A 22,015-nucleotide genomic window follows, 5' to 3' on the forward strand; every position below is an offset into this window, starting at 1 on the left:
CCGAGCGGATGCGGGCACCGATCACTCGGCGGGCGCCAGCCAGAGCGCGCCGAGCGGCGGCAGCGTGAGCACGGCGGAGGCGGGGTGCCCGTCGTGCGCCTCGTCGAAGGCCTGCACGGCGCCGAGGTTGCCCACGCCGGAGCCGCCGTAGACCTCGGCGTCGGTGTTGAGCACCTCGTTCCACGTGCCGGCCTGCGGCAGCGCGATGCGGGCGTCGTGCACCGGGTTGCCCGAGAAGTTGAAGACCGCGACGATCGGACGGCCCTGCCGGTCGCGCCGTGCGAAGGCGAGCACCTCGCCGTCGCCGCCGAGCATCTCGAAGCCCGAGCCGTCGTGGTCCAGCTCCCAGAGCGCGGGCGTCGCCCGGTACAGCGCGTTCATGCGCGCGACCAGGTCGAAGAGGCCGCGGTGCACCGGCTGGTCGAGGATCCACCAGTCCAGCCCGCGGGACTCGCTCCACTCGCTGGGCTGACCGAACTCCTGACCCATGAAGAGCAGCTTCTTGCCCGGGTGCGCCCACATGTAGGCCAGGTAGGCGCGCACGTTGGCGAGCTTCTGCCACTGGTCGCCGGGCATCTTCGTCAGCAGCGAGCCCTTGCCGTGCACGACCTCGTCGTGGCTGATCGGCAGCATGAACTGCTCGCTGAACGCGTAGACGAAACCGAACGTCAGGTCGTTGCGGTGATGGGTGCGGTACATCGGGTCGACCGCGATGTAGCGCAGGGTGTCGTTCATCCACCCCATGTTCCACTTCAGCCCGAAGCCGAGCCCGCCCTGGTCGGTCGGCTGGGTCACGCCGGGCCAGCTGGTGGACTCCTCGGCGATCATCATGATGCCGGGGCTGCGCTTGTACGCGGTGGCGTTGACCTCCTGCAGCAGGCCGATGGCCTCGAGGTTCTCGCGACCGCCGTACTGGTTGGGCAGCCACTCCTCGCGCGAGTAGTCGAGGTAGAGCATGCTCGCCACGGCGTCGACCCGCAGGCCGTCGATGTGGAACTCCTCCAGCCAGTAGAGGGCGTTCGCGACGAGGAAGTTGCGCACCTGCGAGTCGCCGAAGTTGAAGATCTTGGTGCCCCAGTCGAGCTGCTCGCCGCGGCGCGGGTCGCTGTGCTCGTAGAGCGCCTGCCCGTCGAAGTCGGCGAGGGCCCACTCGTCCTTCGGGAAGTGGCCGGGCACCCAGTCCATGATCACGCCGATGCCCGCCTGGTGCAGCCGGTCGACGAGGTAGCGGAAGTCGTCGGGGTGGCCGAAGCGGCTCGTCGGCGCGTAGTAGCCGGTCACCTGGTAGCCCCAGCTCGGCGCATAGGGGTGCTCGGCGACGGGCATGAACTCCACGTGCGTGAAGCCCAGCTCGCCGACGTACTCGATGAGGTGGTCCGCCATCTCGCGGTAGCCGAGGCCGGGGCGCCACGAGCCGAGGTGCACCTCGTAGACGCTCGCCGGGCCCGTGTGCGGGTCGCGGGCGGCGCGTTCGCGCAGCCAGTCGCCGTCCTGCCACGCGTAGGAGCTCGTGCCGACGACGCTCGCGGTGTGCGGCGGCGTCTCGGTGTAGCGGGCGAGCGGATCGGCGCGCGTCACCCAGCGCCCGTCCTGCGTCAGGATCTCCCACTTGTAGGTGGTGCCGGCGCCGACGCCGGGGACGAAGAGCTCCCAGACGCCGTTGCCGTCGAGCCGGCGCATGGGATGGCGCGCGCCGTTCCACTCGTTGAAGGAGCCGACCACGCGCACGGCCTGGGCGTGCGGCGCCCACACCGAGAAGCCGGTGCCGACGACGCCCTCGTGCTCGCGGTGATGCGCGCCGAAGACCTTCCAGACCTCCTCGTGGCGGCCCTCGCCCCACAGGTGCAGGTCGAGCTCGCCGATCGTCGGGGTGAAGCGGTAGGGGTCCTCGGTCTCCCAGACCGGAGCGTCGCCGTAGACGGCGCGCACGGTGTACGTCCCGTCGACCGTGGTGACGAGCTCCCAGAGCCCGTCCTTCGTGTGGTCGTAGTCCGCGGTCGTGCCGTCCTCGAACACGGCGGTGACGCGGTCCGCGAGGGGGCGCACGACCCGCAGCACCCAGCGCTCGACGCCGTCGGGACCGGTGGCGAGCGGGTGGCGGCCGAGCCAGTCGTGTGGGCGCGGCTCCGCTCCGCCGACGATCCGGCCGATGAGGTGCTCGTCCAGGGCGGGCGGTGCGATGCGGGCGCTCATGCGTCCTCCTTGTCGAGCGGCGACACCGAGAAGAGGTGCACCGGGTTGTGGAAGGCGTCGAGGCGCACGTAGTTGTGCTCGCCCCAGGTCCAGACGTCGCCCGTGAGCAGGTCGGTGACGGCGAAGCGCTCGGGCAGGCCGAGCGCCTCGAGGTCGAGGTGCACCTCGGTCTCGCGCACCGAGTGCGGGTCGACGTTGGCCACGACGATGACCGTGTCCGCCGTCGCATCCGGCGAGTGCTCCGCGGCGAGGTGCTTCGAATAGACGAGCACCGCGTCGTCGTCGCTCCAGTGCACCGTCAGGTTGCGCAGCTGCTGCAGCGCCGGGTGCTCGCGGCGGATCTCGTTGAGGCGGGCGAGGTAGGGGGCGAGCGACTCGCCGCGCTCCTCGGCACCGGCCCAGTCGCGCTCCTTGTACTCGAACTTCTCGTTGTCGATGTTCTCCTCGGCACCCGGCCGGGCGACGTTCTCGACGAGCTCGTAGCCCGCGTAGACGCCCCAGGTGGGGCTGCCGGTCGCGGCGATGGCGGCGCGGATGCGGTAGGCCGCCGGGCCGCCGAACTGCAGGTACTCGGTGAGGATGTCGGGGGTGTTGACGAAGAGGTTCGGGCGCAGGAAGTCGCTCGTCTCGCGCGAGAGCTCGGTGAGGTACTCCTCCAGCTCCTCCTTGGTGTTGCGCCAGGTGAAGTAGGTGTAGCTCTGCTGGAAGCCCGCCTGCGCGAGCGACTGCAGCATCGGCGGTCGGGTGAACGCCTCGGCGAGGAACACGACGTCGGGGTGGCGCTCGTGGATCACGCCGAGCAGCCACTCCCAGAAGTCCAGGGGCTTGGTGTGCGGGTTGTCGACCCGGAAGATGCGCACGCCCTGCGCGATCCAGTGCTCGACGATCCGCAGCACCTCCGCGCGGATGCCCTCCGGGTCGTTGTCGAAGTTGACCGGGTAGATGTCCTGGTACTTCTTCGGCGGGTTCTCGGCGTAGGCGATCGACCCGTCGGGCCGGCTGGTGAACCACTCCGGGTGCGACGTGACCCAGGGGTGGTCGGGGGAGGCCTGCAGGGCGAGGTCGAGGGCGACCTCGATGCCGTTCGCCTGCGCCTGCTTGACGAAGAAGCGGAAGTCCTTGAGCTCGCCGAGGTCCGGGTGGATCGCGTCGTGGCCGCCCTCGGGCGCACCGATCGCCCAGGGCGACCCGGGGTCCCCGGGCGCCGGCGTGAGGGTGTTGTTCGGGCCCTTGCGGTGGCTCGTGCCGATCGGGTGGATGGGCGGCATGTAGAGCACGTCGAAGCCCATCGCCGCGACCGCGGGCAGACGCTTCGCCGCCGTGCGGAAGGTGCCCGACTTCCACGAGCCGTCGCGCTGGCGGCGCGCCCTCCGAGCGCGGGAAGAACTCGTACCAGCTGCCGAGACCGGCCCGCGAGCGCTCGACGCGCAGCGTCTGCTCGGCGCTGTCGGTCACCAGGGTCGCGAGCGGCTCGGCGGCGATCGCCGCGGCGGCGGCGCCGGTGCTCACGCGGTGCAGGCGCTCGAGCGGCGGCAGCGACACGTCGCGCAGCACCTTCAGCGCGTCGCGGTACGGCTTGCCCTTGCGGCTGGCGAGCAGCTGCTCGCCCATCACGAGCACCAGATCGACGTCGAGATCCGCGCCAAGCTTGATCTCGGCGGTGTGCAGCCAGGTGGCCCACTCGTCGCTGTACCCGCGTACGGTCCAGCGCCAGTCGCCGACCTCGTCGAGCCGCACCTCCGCCAGCCAGCGATCGGTGCCCTTCGCGGTCAGGCGCATCGGGATCGTCCGCTGCGTCCCATCCGGGCCCGTCAGCAGCAGGCGCACGCCGAGCTCGTCGTGGCCCTCGCGGAAGACCGTGGCGCGGAACGGCACGACCTCCCCGGCGTAGGCCTTGGGCGACCAGCGCCCTTCGGGAGAAGCGGGAGCGAGGTGGCGGATGGGGATGCGCCCGATCCGCGGCGCCGAGGTCTCTGCCATGCGCTCAACGTAGCGGAGGGGTGTCGGGGAGGGGAGGGCTCTCACGTCGCATCCATCCGCCGTCCGCCTCGGGGCCGGATGGCCGCGCCGAGCCTCAGCGACCGATCGCCGCGAAGCGTGCGCCGGTCGCCCGACGCAGGTCCTCCGGCGCGAGCTCGAGGTCGAGGCCGCGACGGCCCCCGGAGACGAGCATGCTCGGCAGGGCCTGCGCGGAGGCGTCGACGACGGTGCGCAGCCGGGTGCGCTGACCGATCGGGCTGATGCCGCCGACGACGTAGCCGGTGTGGCGCTCCGCGACGGCGGGCTGCGCCATGACGGCCTTCTTGCCGCCGAGCGCCGCGGCCAGCGCCTTCAGGTCGAGCTGGCCGCTCACCGGCACGACGCCGACGACCAACTCGCCGTCCAGGTCGACGAGCAGCGTCTTGAACACCTGCTCCTGCGGGAGGCCGAGCGCCGCGGCGGCCTCCTGCCCGAAGTCGGTGACGGCAGGGTCGTGCGTGTAGCCGCGCACCGTGAACGGGATGCCCGCCGCCGCGAGCGCGACGGTCGCCGGGGTGCCTGCGGAGCCCTTCTTCGCCATCCGCTCAGCCTAGGAGCGCGTGCGCGGCCGGCGGCCTGCGGGGCGTGAAGCCGCCGTGCGCGGCAGGCCGGCGAAGGAGGCCGGCGCCCACGTCGCGCGCATCCGGTCGCGCGGGGTCGCGGCGCGTCGCAGGCCCCGAACGACGAGCGCGCCGAGGTCGCCGGAGACGTCGCCGGTCTCGGTGCCCGGGTGCTCGGCGAAGCGCATCCGCTCGACCCGGCGCAGCAGCTCCGCCACGGCGGCGCGGGCCTCGACGTCGTCGGGGCGCAGCAGGCCGAGCAGGCGCTCGGCGCTGCCCTGCGGCGACTCCTCGCCCGCGGGCACCGAGCCGAGGTCGCGCGCCGTGGCCAGCGCCTCCCGCCACGCCGACTCGGTGCCGGAGCGCCGCGAGTCGAGGCGGTTGGAGCGCAGACCGATGCGCACGAGCATCGGGCCGAGGACGATGCCGAGGCCGATCAGCAGGATCGCCGAGATGACGCCGGTCGCCAGGTTCACGCCGTCCGACGGCGCGGGGGCAGCGCCCGCGGTGCTGCTCGGCGAGGGGCTCGGCGCGCCCGATGCGGGTGGCGGCAAGGCTTCGTCGGAGGGCTCCGGGGTGAAGCTCGGCGAGGCGCTCGGGGTGGCCGACGGCTCGGTGGTGACGTCGGCGCGGCCGGGGGTGGGCTCGAACGGCGTCCAGCCCAGGCCCTCCAGGTAGAGCTCCGGCCAGGCGTGCAGCGCGTTCGCCGGCACGACGAAGCGGTCGCCGGCCTCGAGATCGGGCAGCCCGGGCAGGTAGCCCACCGCGATCCGGGACGGGATGCCCAGCTCGCGTGCCATGACCGCCATCGCGGAGGCGAAGTGCACGCAGAAGCCGCGGCGCACCTCGAGGAAGTCCTCCAGCACCTCGATCTGGTCGTCGCGCACGCCGGGCGCCGGGGAGGACTCGTCGTAGACGAAGTCCGTCTCGCGGAAGAAGGCCTGCAGCGCCGCGCCCTGCGACGCCGCCGTCGTCGCCCCCTCGACCGCACGGCGCGCGGTCTCGCTCACGATGTCGGGGGTGTCGTCGGGCACCTGCAGGTACCGCTCCACGTCGTCGGGCTCGCCGGCGTCGGCATCGATCTGGGATGCGTCGGGCTGCAGGGCGAGGCTGGTCACCGAGTAGGTCTCGCCACCGCGCAGCTGGGCCCCGGAGACGTTGGGTCCGTCGGTCGAGAGCCGCCAGCCGTCGTCGAGCCCCTCCGCGTCGATCGGGCGCACGGGCAGGGGCAGCAGGTCGCCGCGCAGGGACTCGATGGTGATGTCGGTGCGCACCTCGTCGCGGGCCACGGCGTCGTCCAGCCCGGCGACGGGGCCGAACTCGGGCGGCCCGTCCCGACGATCGCCGCGGTCGGCGGGACCCCACACGCCTCCCTCGAACTCGTCGATGTGGCTGATCGCGAGGTACTGCGGCCCGCCCGTCGACGTGTAGCTGAGCACGGTCTGGTCGCCGGCCGCGCGCAGGTCGGCGCTGAGGTTGAGCAGCGGCGAGGCCTGGTTCGAGAGCCCGGGCAGCGCGATCTCGCTGCGGTGCGGGCCGAGGGTCGGCGCCAGCAGCCCGGCGATCGCGGCCACCGCGACCACGGCTACGCCGGGCAGCACCATGCCGCCGCCCGCGCGCCGCACCCGGTCGAGCCAGAGCAGCAGCAGGAAGGCGGCGCCGGTGGCGACGAGCACCGGCCCGTCCACCTCCCAACGGGTGACCGACGGCGGCACGATCAGCACGCCGAGCAGCGGCAGGCCGGCCAGCGCCGGCTGCCGCAGCGTGACCGCCAGCAGCTCCACGAGCAGCGCGAGCAGGCCGATGCCGGCGGTGAGCACGGGGTCGAAACCGGCGGGCACCTCGAGCGGGGCCGAGCGCACGGCGAGCTCAGCGCCCGCCTCGGCGAGGCCTCCGCGCAGCGCCGTGAGCGTCGGCGTGTTGGGCAGCAGCCCCGCGGTCGCCAGGTGCCCGAAGTGCATCGCGGTGGTCGCGACCACCACGGCGACGAGGCCGCCCAGGAACGGCAGGAACCAGGGCAGCGCACCCAGCCCGGGCACGGGCACCCGGCGCAGCAGGCTGGTCGCGGTCAGCCCGATCGCGGCGGCGACCATGCCCGCGAGCCACCAGTCCTGGCCCAGGAAGAGCATGCCCAGACCGGATGCGGCGGCGCCGGTCGCGACGAAGGACGCGAGGGTGACCGGCAGCGTGCGACGGCTGCGGGCGCGCAGGCGCTCGGCGCCCCGCTCAGCCATCCCGTCCCTCCCGCCCTCGGATCTCCGCGGCGACGAGGTCCTCGAAGAAGTCGGGGGCCTCGCGGGTCGGGTCGTCCGACCACGCGAACGCGACCTCGCTGCGCAGATCCATTACACCCACCCGCCAGCCCTGGTCGCGCAGCGCGACGGCGACCGGCTCGTCCTCGTCCATGAGCAGCAGCGTGCCCGCGCCGGCGCGCGAGCGCAGCGCGCCGAGCGCGCCGAGCTCCTCGTCGCCGTGCGCGCCGGTCACGCCGAAGACCGGCTGCGGGCCCTCGGCGAGCTCGGCCGAGACGGAGCGCAGCAGCGCCTCGTGCGCATCCGCTCGGTCGTCCGACAGGTCGACCCGGGCGAGCCGCAGCAGCACCGCTTCGAGCCCGTCGTTCCCCGTGCCGTCGCCGGTGCCCCCGTCGAGCAGGCGCACGCGCACCCCCTGCGCGTCGAGGAACGCGGCCAGCGAGGCGAGCGCCTCCACGGCCCACTCGAAGCGCGACAGCGCCGTCAGGCCGAGCAGCTCGCGGCGGTTGCGCTCGAGGCGCGGGTCCGCGGCGAGCGCGCGCTCGGCGGCCGTGAGGTAGCTCTCGGCGCGGGTGTCGAGCAGCAGCAGCGAACGGGAGCGCTCCTGGTGCTCCTCCTGCCGCACCATCAGCTCGCCGTGGTGGGCGGTGGCGCGCCAGTGCATGTGCCGCAACGGGTCGCCGGGACGGTACTCGCGGGCGGTGACGTCGCGCACCGTGCGGTCGCTGCGCAGCTGCCGCCGCGCGCTGACGCCCTGGTCGAGCTGGGCGGCGTACGCGACGTCGAGCAGCGGCGTGATGCGCGGGGTGACGACGAGCGAGGCGGAGCCCTCCGCGGTGCGCTCGGAGCGCGCGAGGCCGAGCGGATCGGTCACGACGGCGCGCAGCGGTCCGACGGTGTAGTCGCCCCGCTCGCTGGTCTCGATGCGATAGGCGATCACGGCGGCGCCCTCCCCGCGGCCGGGGATGCGCGGGGTGCGGCCGCCCGCATCCGCCGTGAAGGGGTCGTCGAAGACGTCCGTCCAGTCGCCGGGCGGCATCGGGAGCGTGCGCGGGTTGCGCAGCTGCAGCCGCACCTCCACGGCACCGCCGGCCGGTACGAGCGCGCGATCGAGGCGACGGTCCACGGTCGGCCTCGGGCGCAGCAGCAGCACGAGCAGCACGGCCGTCGCGACGGCGGCGAGCAGCAGCGCCCCGGCGTAGCCGAGCACGGTCGAGCGCTGCAGCAGGCCGACCGTCAGCAGCGCCACCCCGGCGAGCGCGAGCGCCGCGCCGCGGAGCGTCGGCCGCACCGCCCAGCGCAGCAGCGGCCGACGGGAGCGAGCGGATGCGGAACCGGCCACCCCGCGCACGCGGGCGCGTCGGCGCTCCGCCGAACGGCGGCTGCGCGGGGTGCCCGCGGGTCGCGGCACCTTCGAGGGACGGGCCACGCGGCTCAGGCCGTCGGCACGGGGACGCGGTTGAGCAGGCCTTGCACGACGACTTCGAGGAAGTCCATCTCGCCGAGCCCGCTGAGCGACAGCGACTGCCGGATGGGCAGCATGCGGTGGGCGAGCACCGGCACCGCGAGCGCGGCGACGTCGTCGGGCAGCACGAAATCGCGGCCGTCGAGCAGCGCGTGCGCCTTCACGGCGCGCACGAGGTGCAGGGTCGCGCGCGGGCTGGCGCCGAGCCGCAGGTCGGGGTGGTCACGCGTGGCGTGCACGAGGTCGACGAGGTACTGCTCGACCGGCGGCGCGATGAAGACGTCGCGCGCCGCGGCGATCATGGCCTGCAGCTGCGCGACCGTCACCACGGGCCGCACCTGGTCGAGGGGTCGACCGTGCCGCGGTGCCGCAGCATCTCGAGCTCGGCGGCCACGTCCGGGTAGCCGAGCGAGATGCGCGCGAGGAAGCGGTCGCGCTGCGCCTCGGGCAGCGCGTAGGTGCCGTCCATCTCGACCGGGTTCTGCGTGGCCACGACGAGGAACGGGTTCGGCAGCTCGTGCGTGACGCCGTCGACGGTCACCTGGCGCTCTGCCATCGCCTCGAGCAGGGCCGACTGCGTCTTGGGCGAGGCGCGATTGATCTCGTCGCCGATCACGACGTTGGCGAAGACGGCGCCGCGCTGGAACACGAAGGCGCCCTGGCGCTGGTCGTAGATCGACACGCCGGTGACGTCGCTCGGCAACAGGTCGGGGGTGAACTGGATGCGGCTGATGGTGCCGCCCACCGCGCGCGAGAGCGCCTTGGCGAGCATGGTCTTGCCCACGCCGGGCACGTCCTCGAGCAGCAGGTGCCCCTCGGCCAGCAGCACCGTGAGGGCCGTGCGGGTGGCCTCCGGCTTGCCGTCGATGACCTTGCGCACCTCGTCCAGGATGCGACCGGCCGCCTGCTGGGCTTCGGGGATGTTCAACGGGGCCTCCTGGTCAGGATGGGCAGCGCGATCGCGGCGAGGAGCGCGAGCACGCCGAGGGCGAGGGTCGTGGGGGCGAGCTGCACGAGCAGCCGCGCGAGGCCGGCGGCGGTGTCGTCCTCGGGGTGGAAGGTCATCTCGAGGAGGCCATCGGGGTTCAGCATCGTGCCGAAGCCCGAGAACTCGATGCGGCGCAGCAGGCCCTGCGACCAGATGCCGCCGAGCACGGCCAGGAGGATGAGCGCGGCGCCGAGGGCGTAGAGCGCGCCGATCGCGGGGTTGCGGCGCATGGCGGGCGCTTCGGCCGGCGCGTCGTCACCCGCGCTCTCGAGCAGCACGATGCGGTTCCCTTCGCGTGCCGACGGTGTGCGCGGCGGCGAGGCGGGGACCTCCGTGTCCGGCAGCGGGCTTCGAACGGATGGGCGCGGCGGCCGCATCGGAACGGGCGCGGTCGGCTGCCCTCCGCCCGGCTGCGTCCCGTCCGGTCGCTGGAAGGCCGCGGGGTAGCGCGGATCGCTCACGCGGACGCCCGCATCCGCATCCGCTGCTCCCAGACGACCGCCTGCAGGGCGAGCGCGCCGAGCACTGCTGCGATCCCGGCTCCGATGCACACGGGCACGAGCTCCGTGGCGAGCTGACCGGCGGCCAGGGTGCGCAGGAACTGCTCCTCGGTCATGCCGCTGGCGAGCTCGGAGCCGTATCCGGCGTACATGCCGAGCAGGTTGTCCTTCCAGAACAGCGCGTGCAGCACGATCCCCACGGCGACGAGCGCGACACCGCCCGCGTGCAGCGCGATCACCCAGGGGTTCGGCACCCGTCGGCGCCGGGCGGCGCCCTCCTGCTCGCTCATGGAACCCCCTCCGTGCAGCGTGGTCCCACTCTACGAGCCCCGGGCTGCGGGGTCCGCCCCTCGAACGGAGGATCATCCGCTGGACGGAGCGGCGGATGCGCGCTGGGGACGCGCATCCGCCGGGACCGTCAGGCGCGGTGCGCGCGGCGGCGGGCGATGACGAGACCGGTGCCGGCGGCGATCGCGAGGACGCCGAGGGTCAGGCCGGTCGCTGCTGCGGCGTCGAGGCCCGTCTCGGCGAGGCGATCGGGGTCGGTGCCGGTGCCCGGCTCACCCGTGCCGCCGGTGCCCGTGCCCGTGCCCGTGCCGGTGCCGGTGCCGGTGCCGGTGCCGGTGCCGGGGGCGGAGGGCTCGGGCGCCGGGGCGGGCGCCGACGGCTCGGGGCTCGGCTCGACCGGCAGATCGACGGCGACGAGCTGTCCGCGCACGGTGCCCGCCGTGTAGGCCGCGGTGTGCGTGTCGCCGGTGAAGCCGGCCGGGTTCGCCTCGATCTGCGCGAGCGTGAACCCGGTGCCCGTGTCGGTGCCGTCCGGTGCGACCCCGGTCGTGAACGGCCCCTGCAGGCAGCCGCTGGAGGTGCGGGTGCCGCTGCCGTCGTCCACGGGGTTCGGGAAGGCGATGCGGGGCGGGCCGGGCTGGCCGACGGCGGCCTCGTGGATGTGCGTGGCGGTCTTCGCAGGGCTCTGGTACTCGCCGGTCACACCCGTGAGCGTGATGTCGTAGCAGATGATCTCGAGGTCGCTGTTGATGCGGAACTCGAACCTGCCGCGGGCGTCGGGTTCGCCCGGGGCCGGCGCGCCGTCCGGGCCGATGACCGCGCCCGGCACGGCGTCCACCACGAAGGCGCTCGTGAACGAGTCGGGCTCGGGCACGGCGGTCTCGGCGTTGGCCGGCGTCGTCGCCGCCAACGCGAGGGCGGCGGCTGCCGCGCCGCCGATGGTCAGATTCCGGATGGTTCGCTGCTTCGACATGCTGGCTGGACCTCTCGACCGGCGCCCCCGGATGGGGCTGCTCGACAGGGCGTACGCGCGCGGGAGCCGAAGCGTTCATCCGCTGCCCGGATCCGTCGATGAACGCGTCGAGCGGATGCGGCGTACCCCTGGTGGGAGCCGCGAGCGCCGCGGATAGTCTGGAGGTCGAACGATGACGATCGTCGCGACCCCGGGCGCGGCAGGACGGAGCCCGATGAGCGAGCAGCGGCCCGCCTTCGAGCTGCGCGACGCCTTCGCCGAGCACGGCCCGTCGCTCCTCGGCTTCGCCGTCAACGCCCTCCGCGATCGCGGGCTCGCCGAGGACTGCGTGCAGGAGACGTTCCTGCGGGCCTGGCGCGCCCGCGAGCGCTTCGACGGCGATCGCGGCAGCGTGCGCACCTGGCTCTTCGCGATCATCCGCCGTGTCGTGCTCGACGCCCATCGCAGCCGCGCCCGTTCCCCGCTGCTCGTCCCCGAGCACGACGCTCCCGAATCCGTGCACGAGACCGACCCGCTCGAGCGGATCGGCATCGTGGACGGTCTCGCCCAGCTCAGCGCGCCGCACCGCGATGCGGTCGTCGCGATCCACGTGACCGGCCTCAGCTACCAGGAGCTCTCCGAGCGGACCGGCGTACCCGTGGCGACCCTCCGCACGCGCGTCTTCTACGCGCTGCGGGCCCTGCGCACCGCTCTCGACGAAGTGGACCCCACCCCATGAACGACCTCGAACCCGACCGCCGGGCGGAGCTGATCGCCGCCGCCCTCGCCGGTGAGCTCACGCCCGACGAGGGCGCCGAGCTCGACGCGCTGCGCGCCGACGACCCCACCATCGACGCCGAGTTCGCCGAGCTCTCGGCCGTCGCCCACGCCCTGCCCGCCGTCGAGCGCTGGGACGACGTCGCGCCGAGCGCGTCGCTCGCGGCACGGATCGCAGCGCTCGACGACGGGGGGATGGCGGATGCGCCGGTCACCCCCATCCGCTCGTCCCGCCGCCTGATGCGCCCGCTGCTGCTGGCCGTCGGCGCGGCCGCCTGCGTCGGCCTCGGGCTCGGCGGCGGGCTGCTGCTCGCGGCGCCGCCCGCCGCGGTCGAGGGCCCGCCCGGGACGCTCGGCGCGGTGGAGGAGGTCGCCTTCGAGGGCGCGCCGGAGTCGGTGGAGATCGACGCGGCGCTCGTCGCGCACACCTGGGGTACCGAGACGGTGCTGACCGTCGAGGGCCTCGACGCGGGCGACGCGTTCACCGTGGTCGTGGTCGGCGAGGACGGCGAGGAGGTCGAGTCCGGCACCTTCCTCGGGTCGACCGTGCCCATCGAGTGCCGGCTCAACGCCGCCGTGCTGCGCGAGGACGTTGCGGCGGTCGCCATCCGCGCGATCGACGGCGGGCAGATCGCGGTGGCCGAGGTGCCCGCCGTCTGAGCCGCTACACGCGAGCTCGGTAGAGCCGCATGGACGTGCCCGCCATCTGCAGCATCTGCCCGGGCAGGTGCTCCTCGAGGTGTCCGTCGATGTCGCGCGGCGTCTCCTCGGCGCTGTCCCAGAGCAGCTGATAGCCCTCGAAGCCGTCGTGATGGGGCAGGCGCACCAGGGTGTCGTCCTCGAGCGCGTGCACGACGAGCAGGATGCGGTCGACCGCCTCCTCCTCCGGCGTGGACTCGGCGAGGTACTGCAGCGTGCGGTTCGCCGGGTTGTTCCACTCGTCGGGGCTCATCGAACCGCCGAGCGCATCGAACCACCGCATCCGCGAGGCGCTGGGCACGACCTCCCCGGCACGGCCGTAGCGGATCGGCCGCAGGGCGGGGTGCTCGCGCCGTAACCGCAGCAGCCGCTGGGTGGTGAGCCAGAGCTCGTTCTGCCACGGCTCGCGCTCGGACCAGTCGACCCAGGCTACCGGTGAGTCCTGCACGTAGGCGTTGTTGTTGCCGCCCTGGCTGCGCCCGAACTCGTCCCCGGCCGTCAGCATCGGCACGCCCGAGCTGAGCAGCAGGGTGCCGAGCAGGTTGCGCATCGCCTTGCGACGCACGCGCTCGATGCCCTCGTCGCTCGACGGGCCCTCCCAGCCGTGGTTGTAGGAGTTGTTGTTCGTCGAGCCGTCGCGGTTGTTCTCGCCGTTGAGCAGGTTGTGCTTCACGTTGTAGCTCACCAGGTCGCGCAGCGTGAAGCCGTCGTGGGCGGTGATGAAGTTGACGCTGGCGAGCGGACCGCGCTCGTGCGCGAAGGTCATCGAGCTGCCGGCGAAGCGGGTGGCGAAGCGGCCGATGCCGCTGCCGGCGTCGCCGGTGTGCCGGGCGCGCGAGATGTCGGTGAGCCAGAAGTCCCGCATCCGGTCGCGGTAGCGGTCGTTCCACTCGGCCCAGCCGTTCGGGAAGTTGCCGGTCTGCCAGCCGCCGAGCCCCACATCCCACGGCTCGGCGATCAGGGCGAGGTCGCGCAGCTCCGGGTCGGACACGATGGCGTTGATGAGCGGATGCTCGCGGTCGAACTCCACCTTCGCGTCGCGCCCCAGCGTGGCCGCCAGGTCGAAGCGGAAGCCGTCCACGCGGCACTCGGACGCCCAGTAGCGCAGGCTGTCGAGCACCATCCGCTGCGCGGCCGGCGTCGCGGTGTTCACCGTGTTGCCGACGCCGGTGACGTCGATGTAGTCGCCCGCATCCGTCTGCCGGTAGTAGTGGGCGTTGTCGATGCCGCGCAGGCTGGAGGTCGGGCCGAGCACGCCCTCCTCGGCGGTGTGGTTGTAGACCACGTCGAGGATCACCTCGAGCCCGGCGCGGTGCAGGGCCTTGACCATGCCCTTGAACTCGCGCAGCACCTCGTCCGGGCCCACCTGCCGGGCCCGCTCGGTCGCATAGGGGGCGTGCGGCGCGAAGAAGCCGAGGGTGTTGTAGCCCCAGTAGTTGACCATGCCCATCCGCAGCAGCCGGTCCTCGCTCGTGAAGGCGTGCACGGGCAGCAGCTCGACGCTGGTGACGCCGAGGTCCTTGAGGTAGCGGATCGTCTCGTCGTGCGCGAGGCCGGCGTAGGTGCCGCGCAGGTGCTCCGGCAGCATCTCGTTGAGCTTGCTGAGGCCCTTGAGGTGCGCCTCGTAGATCACCCGGCGGTCCGGCGCGATGCGCGGGCGGTTCACGCCCTCCCAGTCGAACGCGGTGTCGACGACCTGGCTGCGCCAGCCGCCCTCGGGGAGGGCACGATCGCCTTCGCGTACGGGTCGACGAGGTGACGGTGCGGGTCGAATCGGTGCTGCGGATCGGTGGGGCCGGTCGCGCGGATCGAGTACTGCCGGCCCGGGGCGAGGCGGCTCGTGCGGGTCGACCAGACGCCGTGCGCGTCGACGGTCATGGGTTTGGTGAACTCGATGCTGGCGGGGTCGTCGGCGGCGAAGAGGCAGAGCTCCATCGCGGTCGCGGACGCGGACCACACGCGCAGCTCGGGGCCCTTCGACGTCATGACGACGCCCAGGTTCCGGAGGGGGTCTGCGGGGGACATGCGCTTTAGAGTAGTCAGCGCGCGCGACGTTCCTGTGACGCGACTGTGGAGGTGCCGTGCCCGTCTATCTCGACCACGCGGCGACCACGCCGATGCTGCCGGCGGCGATCGACGCCTACGCGGAGGCCATGCGCCTGGTGGGCAACCCGGCCTCCATCCACACCCCAGGCCAGCAGGCGAAGCGGATGCTCGAGGAGTCCCGCGAGCGGATCGCCGCCTCCCTCGGCTGCGACCCCGTCGAGGTGCTGCTGACCTCGGGCGGCACCGAGGCGGTCAACCTCGCGATCAAGGGGCTCTTCTGGGCGCGCCGCGAGCACGGGCGCCGCATCCTGGTGCCCGAGGGCGAGCACCACGCGACCATGGACACGGTCGAGTGGCTGGCGGCGTCGGAGGGCGCGATCCTCGAATGGATCCCCCTCGATGGGCGTGGTCGCATCCGCTTGGACGCCCTCGAAGCGGCCCTCGCCGCGCACGACGACATCGCCCTGCTCACGCTGCTGTGGGCCAACAACGAGGTCGGCACCATCCAGCCGGTCGAGGGCGCGGCGGCGCTCGCCGCGGCGCACGGGGTGCCGGTGCACGCCGACGCCGTGGCCGCGTACGGTCAGCTGCCCCTGCGCTTCCACGGTTCCGGGCTTGCGGCCATGAGCGTGAGCGCCCACAAGATCGGCGGGCCCGTCGGCATCGGCGCGCTCGTGCTCGCCCGCGACGCGTCGGTCGTGCCGCTGCTGCACGGCGGCGGGCAGCAGCGGCGGATGCGCTCCGGCACCCAGGACGCGGCCGCCGCGGTCGCCTTCGCGGTCGCCGCCGATCTCGCGGCCGACCCCGATGTCGACGACCTGCTCGAGCTGCGCCACCGCCTCGTGCGCGGCGTCTCGCGCGTCGTGCCGGAGGCGACCTTCCGCGGCGACGTGATCGACCGGCTGCCCGGCAACGCGCACTTCACCTTCCCCGGCACGCAGGGCGATTCGATGCTCTTCCTGCTCGACATGGCCGGCATCGCCATCTCGACCGGCTCCGCGTGCCAGGCCGGGGTCAGCGAGACCAGCCACGTGCTGCTCGCGATGGGCCTGCCGGAGGAGGAGGCGCGCGGCGCCGTGCGCGTGACCCTGGGCGCCACCACGACCGAGGCTGACGTGCAGGCCTTCCTCGACGCCCTGCCGGGCGCCTTCGCCCAGGCCGTCAAGGCCGGCTTCAGCGAGCGGGCGGTGCGCTGAGGGCGATACCGTCCTCGCGTGGCTCCGCGCACCTCCACGAGCGCCGCTCCTCTGCATGGGGGCGCTTCGGCGACATCGGGGCACGCGGGCGCGCGCCCCATCGTCGCCGAAGCGCCCCGAAGCACCATGATGAGACCCTTCCGCGGCCGCTCGGGCGACCCGAGTGCCCGGACCGGCGGATGGCTGATCGCCCCCGGACCTCGTGCGGTGCGACGACCCCGGCGCCGGCTCGCGTCCGTCGCCGCCGGCGAGCGGTGCGACGACACCGCAGCGGGCCGCGCGCCCCGCCCATCCGCTGGGCGCCGTCCTGTGACGGTCGCGTTAAACCTGCCGCGCGGGGCGTGACCCCGGCGCGGGGGTCGGGCAGACTGAGCGGATGAACGCACCGGCGCCGCTGCTCTCCATCCGCGACCTCTCGGTCGGCTTCGAGACCTCGAGCGGCTTCGCGGACGCGGTCGTCGGCGTCGACCTCGACATCGCCGTCGGCGAGACGGTCGCCATCGTCGGCGAGTCCGGCAGCGGCAAGTCGACCACGGCGATGAGCGTGCTCGGCCTGCTGCCCGGCACCGGTCGGGTCACGAAGGGCTCCATCCGTTTCGACGGCGACGAGCTCGTGGGCCTGCCCGAGGCGCGCATGCGCCAGCTGCGCGGCGGCTCCATCGGCCTGGTGCCGCAGGACCCGATGTCGAATCTCAACCCGGTCTCGAAGGTGGGCGTGCAGGTCGCGGAGGTGCTGCTCGCGCACGGGCAGGCGACGCGAGCGGATGTGGACGCGAAGGTCGTCGAGGCCCTCGAGCGCGCCGGCCTGAACGACGCCGAGCGGCGGGCCAAGCAGTACCCGCACGAGCTCTCCGGCGGTATGCGGCAGCGCGTGCTCATCGCCATCGGCCTCGCCTGCCGCCCCCGCCTGCTCGTCGCGGACGAGCCCACCAGCGCTCTCGACGTGACCCTGCAGCGGGTGATCCTCGACCAGATCGACGCGATGACCGCCGAGCTCGGCACGAGCGTGCTGCTCATCACCCACGACCTCGGGCTCGCCGCCGAGCGGGCGCAGCGCGTCGCCGTCATGCACCGCGGCCGCATCGTCGAGACGGGTCCCGCAGCCGAGATCCTCGCGAACCCGCAGCACGAGTACACGCAGCGCCTGGTCGCAGCGGCACCGGGCATCGCCGCCGCGCCGCGCGTGCGCCGCGAGCTCGCGGTGGGCGACGACATCGTGCAGCTGCGCGACCTGACGAAGATCTACCCCGTGCGCGGTCGCAAGGAGGACTTTACGGCGGCCAAGGCGGTGAGCCTCGACATCCCGCGCGGCAGCACCGTCGCGATCGTGGGGGAGTCCGGCTCGGGCAAGACCACCACGGCCCGCATGCTGCTGCAGGTCGTGGAGCCGACCAGCGGCACGATCAGCTTCGACGGCCGCGATCTGGCGACCTTCGACAAGCGCGAGCTGCGCGACTTCCGCCAGCGCGTGCAGCCGATCTTCCAGGACCCGTACTCCTCGCTCGACCCGTCGTTCACCGTCGGGCGCATCATCGAGGAGCCGCTCAAATTCCACCGCCGCGGCAGCGCCGCCGAGCGCCGCGCCCGCGTGCGCGAGCTGCTCGAGCAGGTGGCGCTGCCCGCCGGCACCGCCACCCGGTACCCGGCGGAGCTCTCCGGCGGCCAGCGCCAGCGCGTCGCGATCGCCCGCGCCATCGCGCTGCAGCCCGAGCTCATCGTCTGCGACGAGCCGGTCTCGGCGCTCGACGTGCTGGTCCAGGCGCAGATCCTCGACCTGCTCGCCGAGCTGCAGCGCGAGCTGGGCCTGAGCTACCTCTTCATCAGCCACGACCTCGCGGTCGTGCGCCAGATCAGCGACCTCGTGGGCGTGATGAAGGACGGCGAGCTCGTCGAGGCCGGCCCCACCGAGCAGATCTTCGCGTCGCCGCGCCACGAGTACACGAAGCGCCTGCTCGCCGCCATCCCGGGCGCCCGCCGCTCGGCGTAGCTCCGCCCCGCCCCTCAGCCCGGCGTCCCCCACCCTGTGCGATTCGGAGGCGTTCGGCGTGCCCCGGACCCCACCTGGCCCGGCACGGCGGGGAGCTCGGCGGGCCGAGCAGGCTGATCTCCTCCGAATCGCACGGGCGACCGGTGCGACGACCTGCGCGATCGGAGCGCCGCACGAGCGCATCGCCGTGCGATTCGGAGGACGACGGCCCCGATCGGCAGCGGAAGGCGCCGGATCACGGGCGCGCTCGGACCGAGGACCCGCCGATGTCCTCCGAATCGCACACGTCGCGGGCGGGGGTGGAGGCGGAACAGCACCGGCGAGCCGACCTGGTGGCCGCGCGCGGAGCGCGCCCCTGCCGGGCTCCCCACCGCGGGTCGAGCGCGGAGCGAGCCCCTACCGGGCTCCCGACCGCGGGTCGAGCGCCTCGCGCAGGGCCTCGCCGAGCAGCGTGAACCCAAGCGCCGTGATCGCGATGCAGATGCCCGGCAGGAAGGCCAGCTGCGGCGCGATCGCGAGCTCGTTCTGGGCGTAGGTGAGCATCCGTCCCCACTCCGCCGTCTCGGGCCGGCCGCCGCCGAGACCGAGGAACGAGAGCGCCGCCGCCTCGATCACGGCCGTCGCCAGCGTCAGCGTGCCCTGCACGATGACCGGGCCCATGCTGTTGGGCAGCACGTGGTTGACGGTGATCGCGCCCTTGCCGAGCCCGAGCGTGCGGGCCGCGAGCACGTAGTCGCTCGACGACTGGGCGAGCATGGTCGAGCGCAGCAGCCGCGCGAAGATCGGCACCTGGCTGGCGCCGATGGCGATCATCACGGCGCTGGGGGTCTGCCCCAGCACGGCGGCGATGCTCACCGCGAGCAGCAGGTTCGGCACCGAGAGCAGGATGTCGACGACGCGCATGATGACGGCGTCGACCCAGCCGCGGAAGGTACCGGCGATCGCGCCGAGCAGCATGCCGCCGATGAGCCCGAACGCCGTCGAGACGAGCCCGATGATCAGCGACGCCTGCGCGCCCCAGATGAGCTTGGAGAGCACGTCGCCGCCGAAGCGGTCGAGCCCGAGCGGGAAGCCGGGCACCTCGCCGATGCCGGGGATGCTCGTCGGCGTGATCTCGCCGCGGCCGGGCAGCGCCGTGCCGGCGTAGGGGGCCAGCACGGGCGCGAGCACCGCGACGAGCACGAAGAGCCCGACGATGACGGCGCCGGCGATGCCCTGCGGGTTGCGGCGCAGCCTGCGCCACGCGTCGCGCCACAGGCTGGTGCCGGCGTCGCCCTCGGGCGTGCCGGGGGCGGCGGGCGCGGGGGCGCCGGAGGCGGGGGAAGAGCGGTCATTGCACACGCACCCTGGGGTCGATGAGGCTGTAGCTGACGTCGACGATGAGGTTGATCAGCGAGTAGAGGATCGCGATGAAGATGATGAACCCCTGCAGCACGGGGAAGTCGCGACGGAACACCGCATCCGCCAGGAACTGGCCGATGCCGGCGAAGTTGAACACGGTCTCGGTGAGCACCGCGCCCGAGATGAGCAGGCCCAGCTGCAGGCCGATGGTCGTGACGACGGGCAGCATCGCGTTGCGCAGGATGTAGCGGTCGCGGATGATGCGCGGCAGCAGCCCCTTCGCCCGCGCGGTGCGCACGTAGTCGGCCCCGTACACCTGCAGCACGCTGGCCCGCGTGATGCGGGCGATGATCGCGAGCGGGATGGAGGCGAGCGCCAGCCCCGGCAGCACGAGGTGCACGATCGCATCCCACGCCGCGTCCAGCTCACCCGTGAGGAGGCCGTCGAGCACGTAGTAGCCGGTGGCGTGCGTGGCGTCGATGCGCGGGCTCTGCCGGCCGTCGGGCGGGAACCAGCCGAGCTGCACCGCGAAGATCCACTTGAGGATGAACGCCAGGAAGAACACGGGCACGGTCACGCCGAGCAGGCTCACGACGACCGACACGTGGTCGACGGTCTTGCCGTAGTACTTCGCGCCGAGGTAGCCGAGCGGGATGCCGACGGCGATCGCGATGGCGAGCGCCACGAGCGCGAGCTCCACCGTGGCGGGGAACCGGGTGGCGAACTCGTCGAGCACCGGGCGGTTGGTCTGCACCGAGTTGCCGAAGTCGCCGGTGAGCAGCCGCCCGATGTAGGTGAAGTACTGCTCGATGATCGGGCGGTCGAAGCCGTAGGCCTCGTTGATCTGGGCGATCGCCTCGGGCGTCGCGCGCTCGCCGAGCAGAGCGGATGCGGGACCGCCGGGCAGCGCGCGCACCCACGCGAACAGCAGGATGGAGAGGCCGAGCAGGGTGGGGACGAGCAGGAGGAGTCGCTTGCCGATGACGCGGAGCATCGGGACCTTTCGGGACGGGGGAGCGGAGGCGCCGGGCGGCGCCCGCGCTCGAGGCTGGAGCGTGGGCGGCCGCTGCGCCGCCGAGGGGCGGCGCAGCGACCGGCACGGCTCAGTCGGCGAGCTCGACGAGGTTGTAGACCTCGTCGTTCACGGGGCTCACGGGGTAGCTCTCGACGCGCGGGCTGAACGCCAGCGACGGCGCCGGGTGCGCGAGCGGCACGCCGGGGATGAACTCGGCGATCTGCTCGTTGATGGCCTCGTACTGCGACACGGCCGCCTCGGGGTCCGCGGCGGTGCGCGCCTCGGCGAGGGCGGTGAACAGCTCGGGGTTGTCGAAACCCCACTCGAAGGAGTCGCTGCCGAAGAAGACGCCGAGGAAGTTGTCGGTGTCGTTGTAGTCGCCCGTCCATCCGAGCAGGTGGATGCCGTGGTCGGTGCCGCCCTGCATGCGGTCGAGGTACTCGCCCCACTCGTTCGCCTGCGGGTTCACGGTGATGCCGACGTCCTCGAGCATGCCGCTGATCGCCGTGAACGTCGTCTCGGGGTTGGGCATGTACGGCCGCGAGATGTTCGTCGGGTAGTTGAACATGAGCTCGTAGCCCTCGGGGATGCCTGCCTCGTCGAGCAGTTCGCGCGCGCGCTCCGGGTCGTAGTCGTACGTCGTGACGTCGTCGTTGTAGCCGGCGACCACGGGCGGGATGAACTGGTCGGCGACCTCGGTGCCCTCGGGCAGCGTCTGCGAGACGAGCGCCTCGCGGTCGATCGCGAGCGTCAGCGCCTCGCGCACGCGCGGGTCCGAGAGCTCGGGGTTCGAGTCGCTGCGCTGGTTGAACGCCAGGTAGAGGATCGTGAACGGGTCACGGCTCTCGATGCGGAAGTCATTCTCCTCGAGTACGCCGACGTCGGAGGGCGACACCAGGTCGTAGCCGTCGATCGTGCCGGCCTCGAGCGCCTGGCGGCTCGCGGTCGGGTCGCCGGAGACCTGGAAGGTGATGTCGGTGACGTCGCCCTGCTCGCCCCAGTAGTCCTCGTAGGCGCTGAGGGACACGGAGGCGCCGCGGTCCCAGGAGTCGAAGACGAACGGACCCGTGCCGGTCGGGTGCTCCTGCGCGTACTCGGTCATGGTGGGCGCCTCGAGCGTGCCACCGAGGTCGTCGGCCTGGTACTCCTCGAGCGCCGTGGGGCTCTGCATGGCGAACGCGGGCAGCGAAAGGGACGGGATGAATCCGGCGAAGGCGCTGCTGAGGGTCACCGACGCCTCGAGGTCGCCGGTCGCCTCGCAGGTCACCTCGAGGCCGACGTCGCGGAAGAGGTTGCCGTAGTAGTACGAGGCGGCGGGCGACGCCGCCGGGCCCTCGAAGTCGCGCCAGCGGTCGAAGTTGAAGCAGACGGCGGCGGCGTCGAAGGCGGTGCCGTCGTGGAAGGTGACGCCCTCCTTCAGGGAGAAGACGTAGTTCAGGCCGTCGTCCGAGATGTCCCACTCCTCGGCGAGCAGCGGCTCGGGGTCGGCGCTGCCGGCCTGCACGCCGACGAGCCCCTCGAAGATCTGCCGCGAGACGCGGAAGGACTCGCCGTCGCTGGCGAAGGCCGGGTCGAGGCTGACGGGCTCGCCCGAGACGCCGAAGACGAAGGCACCCGCGTCGCCGCCGCCGCCGCCCTCCTCGCGCTCGCTCTGCACGCATCCGGTGAGGGCCACGGCCCCGGTGGTCAGCACTGCGGCGGCGATGAGCCCCCGTCGTCGTGCGCTGTGTCGCATCG

16 protein-coding genes and 2 pseudogenes are annotated in these 22,015 nt (G+C 73.2%); 4 read left to right on the forward strand and 14 right to left on the reverse strand.

Annotated elements, in window-relative coordinates; all coding sequences use genetic code 11:
• Window positions 1-21: 21 nt before the first annotated feature.
• The 9 genes and pseudogenes from glgB to QQK26_RS14200 all read right to left on the reverse strand — a co-directional run bounded on the left by glgB (window position 22) and on the right by QQK26_RS14200 (window position 11,238).
• The gene (glgB, locus tag QQK26_RS14160) at window positions 22-2,193 is read right to left on the reverse strand and encodes a 1,4-alpha-glucan branching protein GlgB (protein ID WP_284233899.1); all 2,172 of its coding nucleotides are present in this window, start codon (window positions 2,191-2,193) and stop codon (window positions 22-24) included.
• A pseudogene (locus QQK26_RS14165) lies at window positions 2,190-4,173 on the reverse strand (maltotransferase domain-containing protein). Before QQK26_RS14165 ends, glgB begins: the two are co-directional and overlap by 4 nt.
• 94 nt (window positions 4,174-4,267) lie before the next feature.
• Complete coding sequence (gene ybaK, locus QQK26_RS14170; RefSeq protein WP_284233901.1) at window positions 4,268-4,753, reverse strand: Cys-tRNA(Pro) deacylase; 486 nt, start codon at window positions 4,751-4,753, stop codon at window positions 4,268-4,270.
• Window positions 4,754-4,762: 9 nt separating this feature from the next.
• Window positions 4,763-7,006, reverse strand: coding sequence for a transglutaminase TgpA family protein (locus QQK26_RS14175; protein WP_284233903.1), 2,244 nt, complete (start codon window positions 7,004-7,006; stop codon window positions 4,763-4,765).
• Window positions 6,999-8,453, reverse strand: coding sequence for a DUF58 domain-containing protein (locus tag QQK26_RS14180; RefSeq protein ID WP_284233905.1), 1,455 nt, complete (start codon window positions 8,451-8,453; stop codon window positions 6,999-7,001). The genes QQK26_RS14175 and QQK26_RS14180 overlap by 8 nt, the downstream gene beginning before the upstream one ends.
• Before the next feature lie 5 nt (window positions 8,454-8,458).
• Window positions 8,459-9,417 (reverse strand): annotated as a pseudogene (locus QQK26_RS14185) (AAA family ATPase).
• Window positions 9,414-9,755, reverse strand: coding sequence for a hypothetical protein (locus QQK26_RS14190; protein ID WP_284233908.1), 342 nt, complete (start codon window positions 9,753-9,755; stop codon window positions 9,414-9,416). Before QQK26_RS14190 ends, QQK26_RS14185 begins: the two are co-directional and overlap by 4 nt.
• A 179-nt stretch (window positions 9,756-9,934) precedes the next feature.
• Complete coding sequence (locus QQK26_RS14195) at window positions 9,935-10,267, reverse strand: hypothetical protein (RefSeq protein WP_284233910.1); 333 nt, start codon at window positions 10,265-10,267, stop codon at window positions 9,935-9,937.
• Window positions 10,268-10,395: 128 nt separating this feature from the next.
• Entirely contained in the window at window positions 10,396-11,238 is an 843-nt protein-coding gene (locus QQK26_RS14200) for a CHRD domain-containing protein (RefSeq protein WP_284233915.1), read from the reverse strand.
• Window positions 11,239-11,452: 214 nt separating this feature from the next.
• On the opposite strand from QQK26_RS14200, the gene QQK26_RS14205 reads away from it, so the two are divergent.
• Together QQK26_RS14205 and QQK26_RS14210 are read left to right on the forward strand one after the other, a co-directional pair.
• Entirely contained in the window at window positions 11,453-11,956 is a 504-nt protein-coding gene (locus QQK26_RS14205) for a sigma-70 family RNA polymerase sigma factor (protein WP_284233917.1), read from the forward strand.
• Window positions 11,953-12,654 carry a hypothetical protein gene (locus tag QQK26_RS14210; RefSeq protein ID WP_284233919.1) on the forward strand — a complete coding sequence of 234 codons (702 nt, stop codon included), beginning with the start codon at window positions 11,953-11,955 and terminating at the stop codon, window positions 12,652-12,654. Before QQK26_RS14205 ends, QQK26_RS14210 begins: the two co-directional genes overlap by 4 nt.
• A 4-nt stretch (window positions 12,655-12,658) precedes the next feature.
• Here the strand turns inward: QQK26_RS14210 and glgX are convergent, their stop codons facing one another.
• Both glgX and QQK26_RS16305 read right to left on the reverse strand, forming a co-directional pair.
• On the reverse strand, window positions 12,659-14,359 hold the full coding sequence (glgX, locus tag QQK26_RS14215; protein ID WP_348520026.1) for a glycogen debranching protein GlgX: 1,701 nt from the start codon (window positions 14,357-14,359) through the stop codon (window positions 12,659-12,661).
• Window positions 14,356-14,718: an early set domain-containing protein gene (locus QQK26_RS16305; RefSeq protein WP_348520027.1), complete on the reverse strand. Its 363-nt coding sequence runs from the start codon at window positions 14,716-14,718 to the stop codon at window positions 14,356-14,358. The genes glgX and QQK26_RS16305 overlap by 4 nt, the downstream gene beginning before the upstream one ends.
• 56 nt (window positions 14,719-14,774) lie before the next feature.
• Between QQK26_RS16305 and QQK26_RS14220 the strand changes: the two genes are divergently transcribed.
• Window positions 14,775-15,935, forward strand: coding sequence for a cysteine desulfurase family protein (locus tag QQK26_RS14220; RefSeq protein WP_284233921.1), 1,161 nt, complete (start codon window positions 14,775-14,777; stop codon window positions 15,933-15,935).
• A 376-nt stretch (window positions 15,936-16,311) separates the two neighbouring features.
• Complete coding sequence (locus QQK26_RS14225; protein ID WP_284233923.1) at window positions 16,312-17,922, forward strand: ABC transporter ATP-binding protein; 1,611 nt, start codon at window positions 16,312-16,314, stop codon at window positions 17,920-17,922.
• Window positions 17,923-18,318: 396 nt separating this feature from the next.
• Here the strand turns inward: QQK26_RS14225 and QQK26_RS14230 are convergent, their stop codons facing one another.
• From QQK26_RS14230 to QQK26_RS14240, 3 genes are all read right to left on the reverse strand, one after another.
• Complete coding sequence (locus QQK26_RS14230) at window positions 18,319-19,263, reverse strand: ABC transporter permease (RefSeq protein ID WP_284233925.1); 945 nt, start codon at window positions 19,261-19,263, stop codon at window positions 18,319-18,321.
• Complete coding sequence (locus QQK26_RS14235) at window positions 19,253-20,257, reverse strand: ABC transporter permease (RefSeq protein WP_284233928.1); 1,005 nt, start codon at window positions 20,255-20,257, stop codon at window positions 19,253-19,255. The genes QQK26_RS14230 and QQK26_RS14235 overlap by 11 nt, the downstream gene beginning before the upstream one ends.
• A 109-nt stretch (window positions 20,258-20,366) precedes the next feature.
• Window positions 20,367-22,013, reverse strand: a complete 1,647-nt coding sequence (locus tag QQK26_RS14240; protein ID WP_284233930.1) for an ABC transporter substrate-binding protein — start codon at window positions 22,011-22,013, stop codon at window positions 20,367-20,369.
• Window positions 22,014-22,015 lie beyond the last annotated feature (2 nt).

It is taken from the genome of Arenivirga flava (assembly GCF_030161575.1).
GTDB classification, from domain to species: domain Bacteria; phylum Actinomycetota; class Actinomycetes; order Actinomycetales; family Microbacteriaceae; genus Arenivirga; species Arenivirga flava.

Excerpts from the sequence above, each read along its gene's own strand:
- QQK26_RS14205 (WP_284233917.1), top strand. The coding sequence starts at position 11,453 with ATGAGCGAGCAGCGGCCCGCCTTCGAGCTGCGCGACGCCTTCGCCGAG.
- QQK26_RS14225 (WP_284233923.1), top strand. The coding sequence starts at position 16,312 with ATGAACGCACCGGCGCCGCTGCTCTCCATCCGCGACCTCTCGGTCGGC.
- glgB (WP_284233899.1), bottom strand. The coding sequence starts at position 2,193 with ATGAGCGCCCGCATCGCACCGCCCGCCCTGGACGAGCACCTCATCGGC.
- QQK26_RS14235 (WP_284233928.1), bottom strand. The coding sequence starts at position 20,257 with ATGCTCCGCGTCATCGGCAAGCGACTCCTCCTGCTCGTCCCCACCCTG.
- ybaK (WP_284233901.1), bottom strand. The coding sequence starts at position 4,753 with ATGGCGAAGAAGGGCTCCGCAGGCACCCCGGCGACCGTCGCGCTCGCG.
- QQK26_RS14175 (WP_284233903.1), bottom strand. The coding sequence starts at position 7,006 with ATGGCTGAGCGGGGCGCCGAGCGCCTGCGCGCCCGCAGCCGTCGCACG.
- QQK26_RS14200 (WP_284233915.1), bottom strand. The coding sequence starts at position 11,238 with ATGTCGAAGCAGCGAACCATCCGGAATCTGACCATCGGCGGCGCGGCA.
- QQK26_RS14195 (WP_284233910.1), bottom strand. The coding sequence starts at position 10,267 with ATGAGCGAGCAGGAGGGCGCCGCCCGGCGCCGACGGGTGCCGAACCCC.
- QQK26_RS16305 (WP_348520027.1), bottom strand. The coding sequence starts at position 14,718 with ATGTCCCCCGCAGACCCCCTCCGGAACCTGGGCGTCGTCATGACGTCG.
- QQK26_RS14210 (WP_284233919.1), top strand. The coding sequence starts at position 11,953 with ATGAACGACCTCGAACCCGACCGCCGGGCGGAGCTGATCGCCGCCGCC.
- QQK26_RS14240 (WP_284233930.1), bottom strand. The coding sequence starts at position 22,013 with ATGCGACACAGCGCACGACGACGGGGGCTCATCGCCGCCGCAGTGCTG.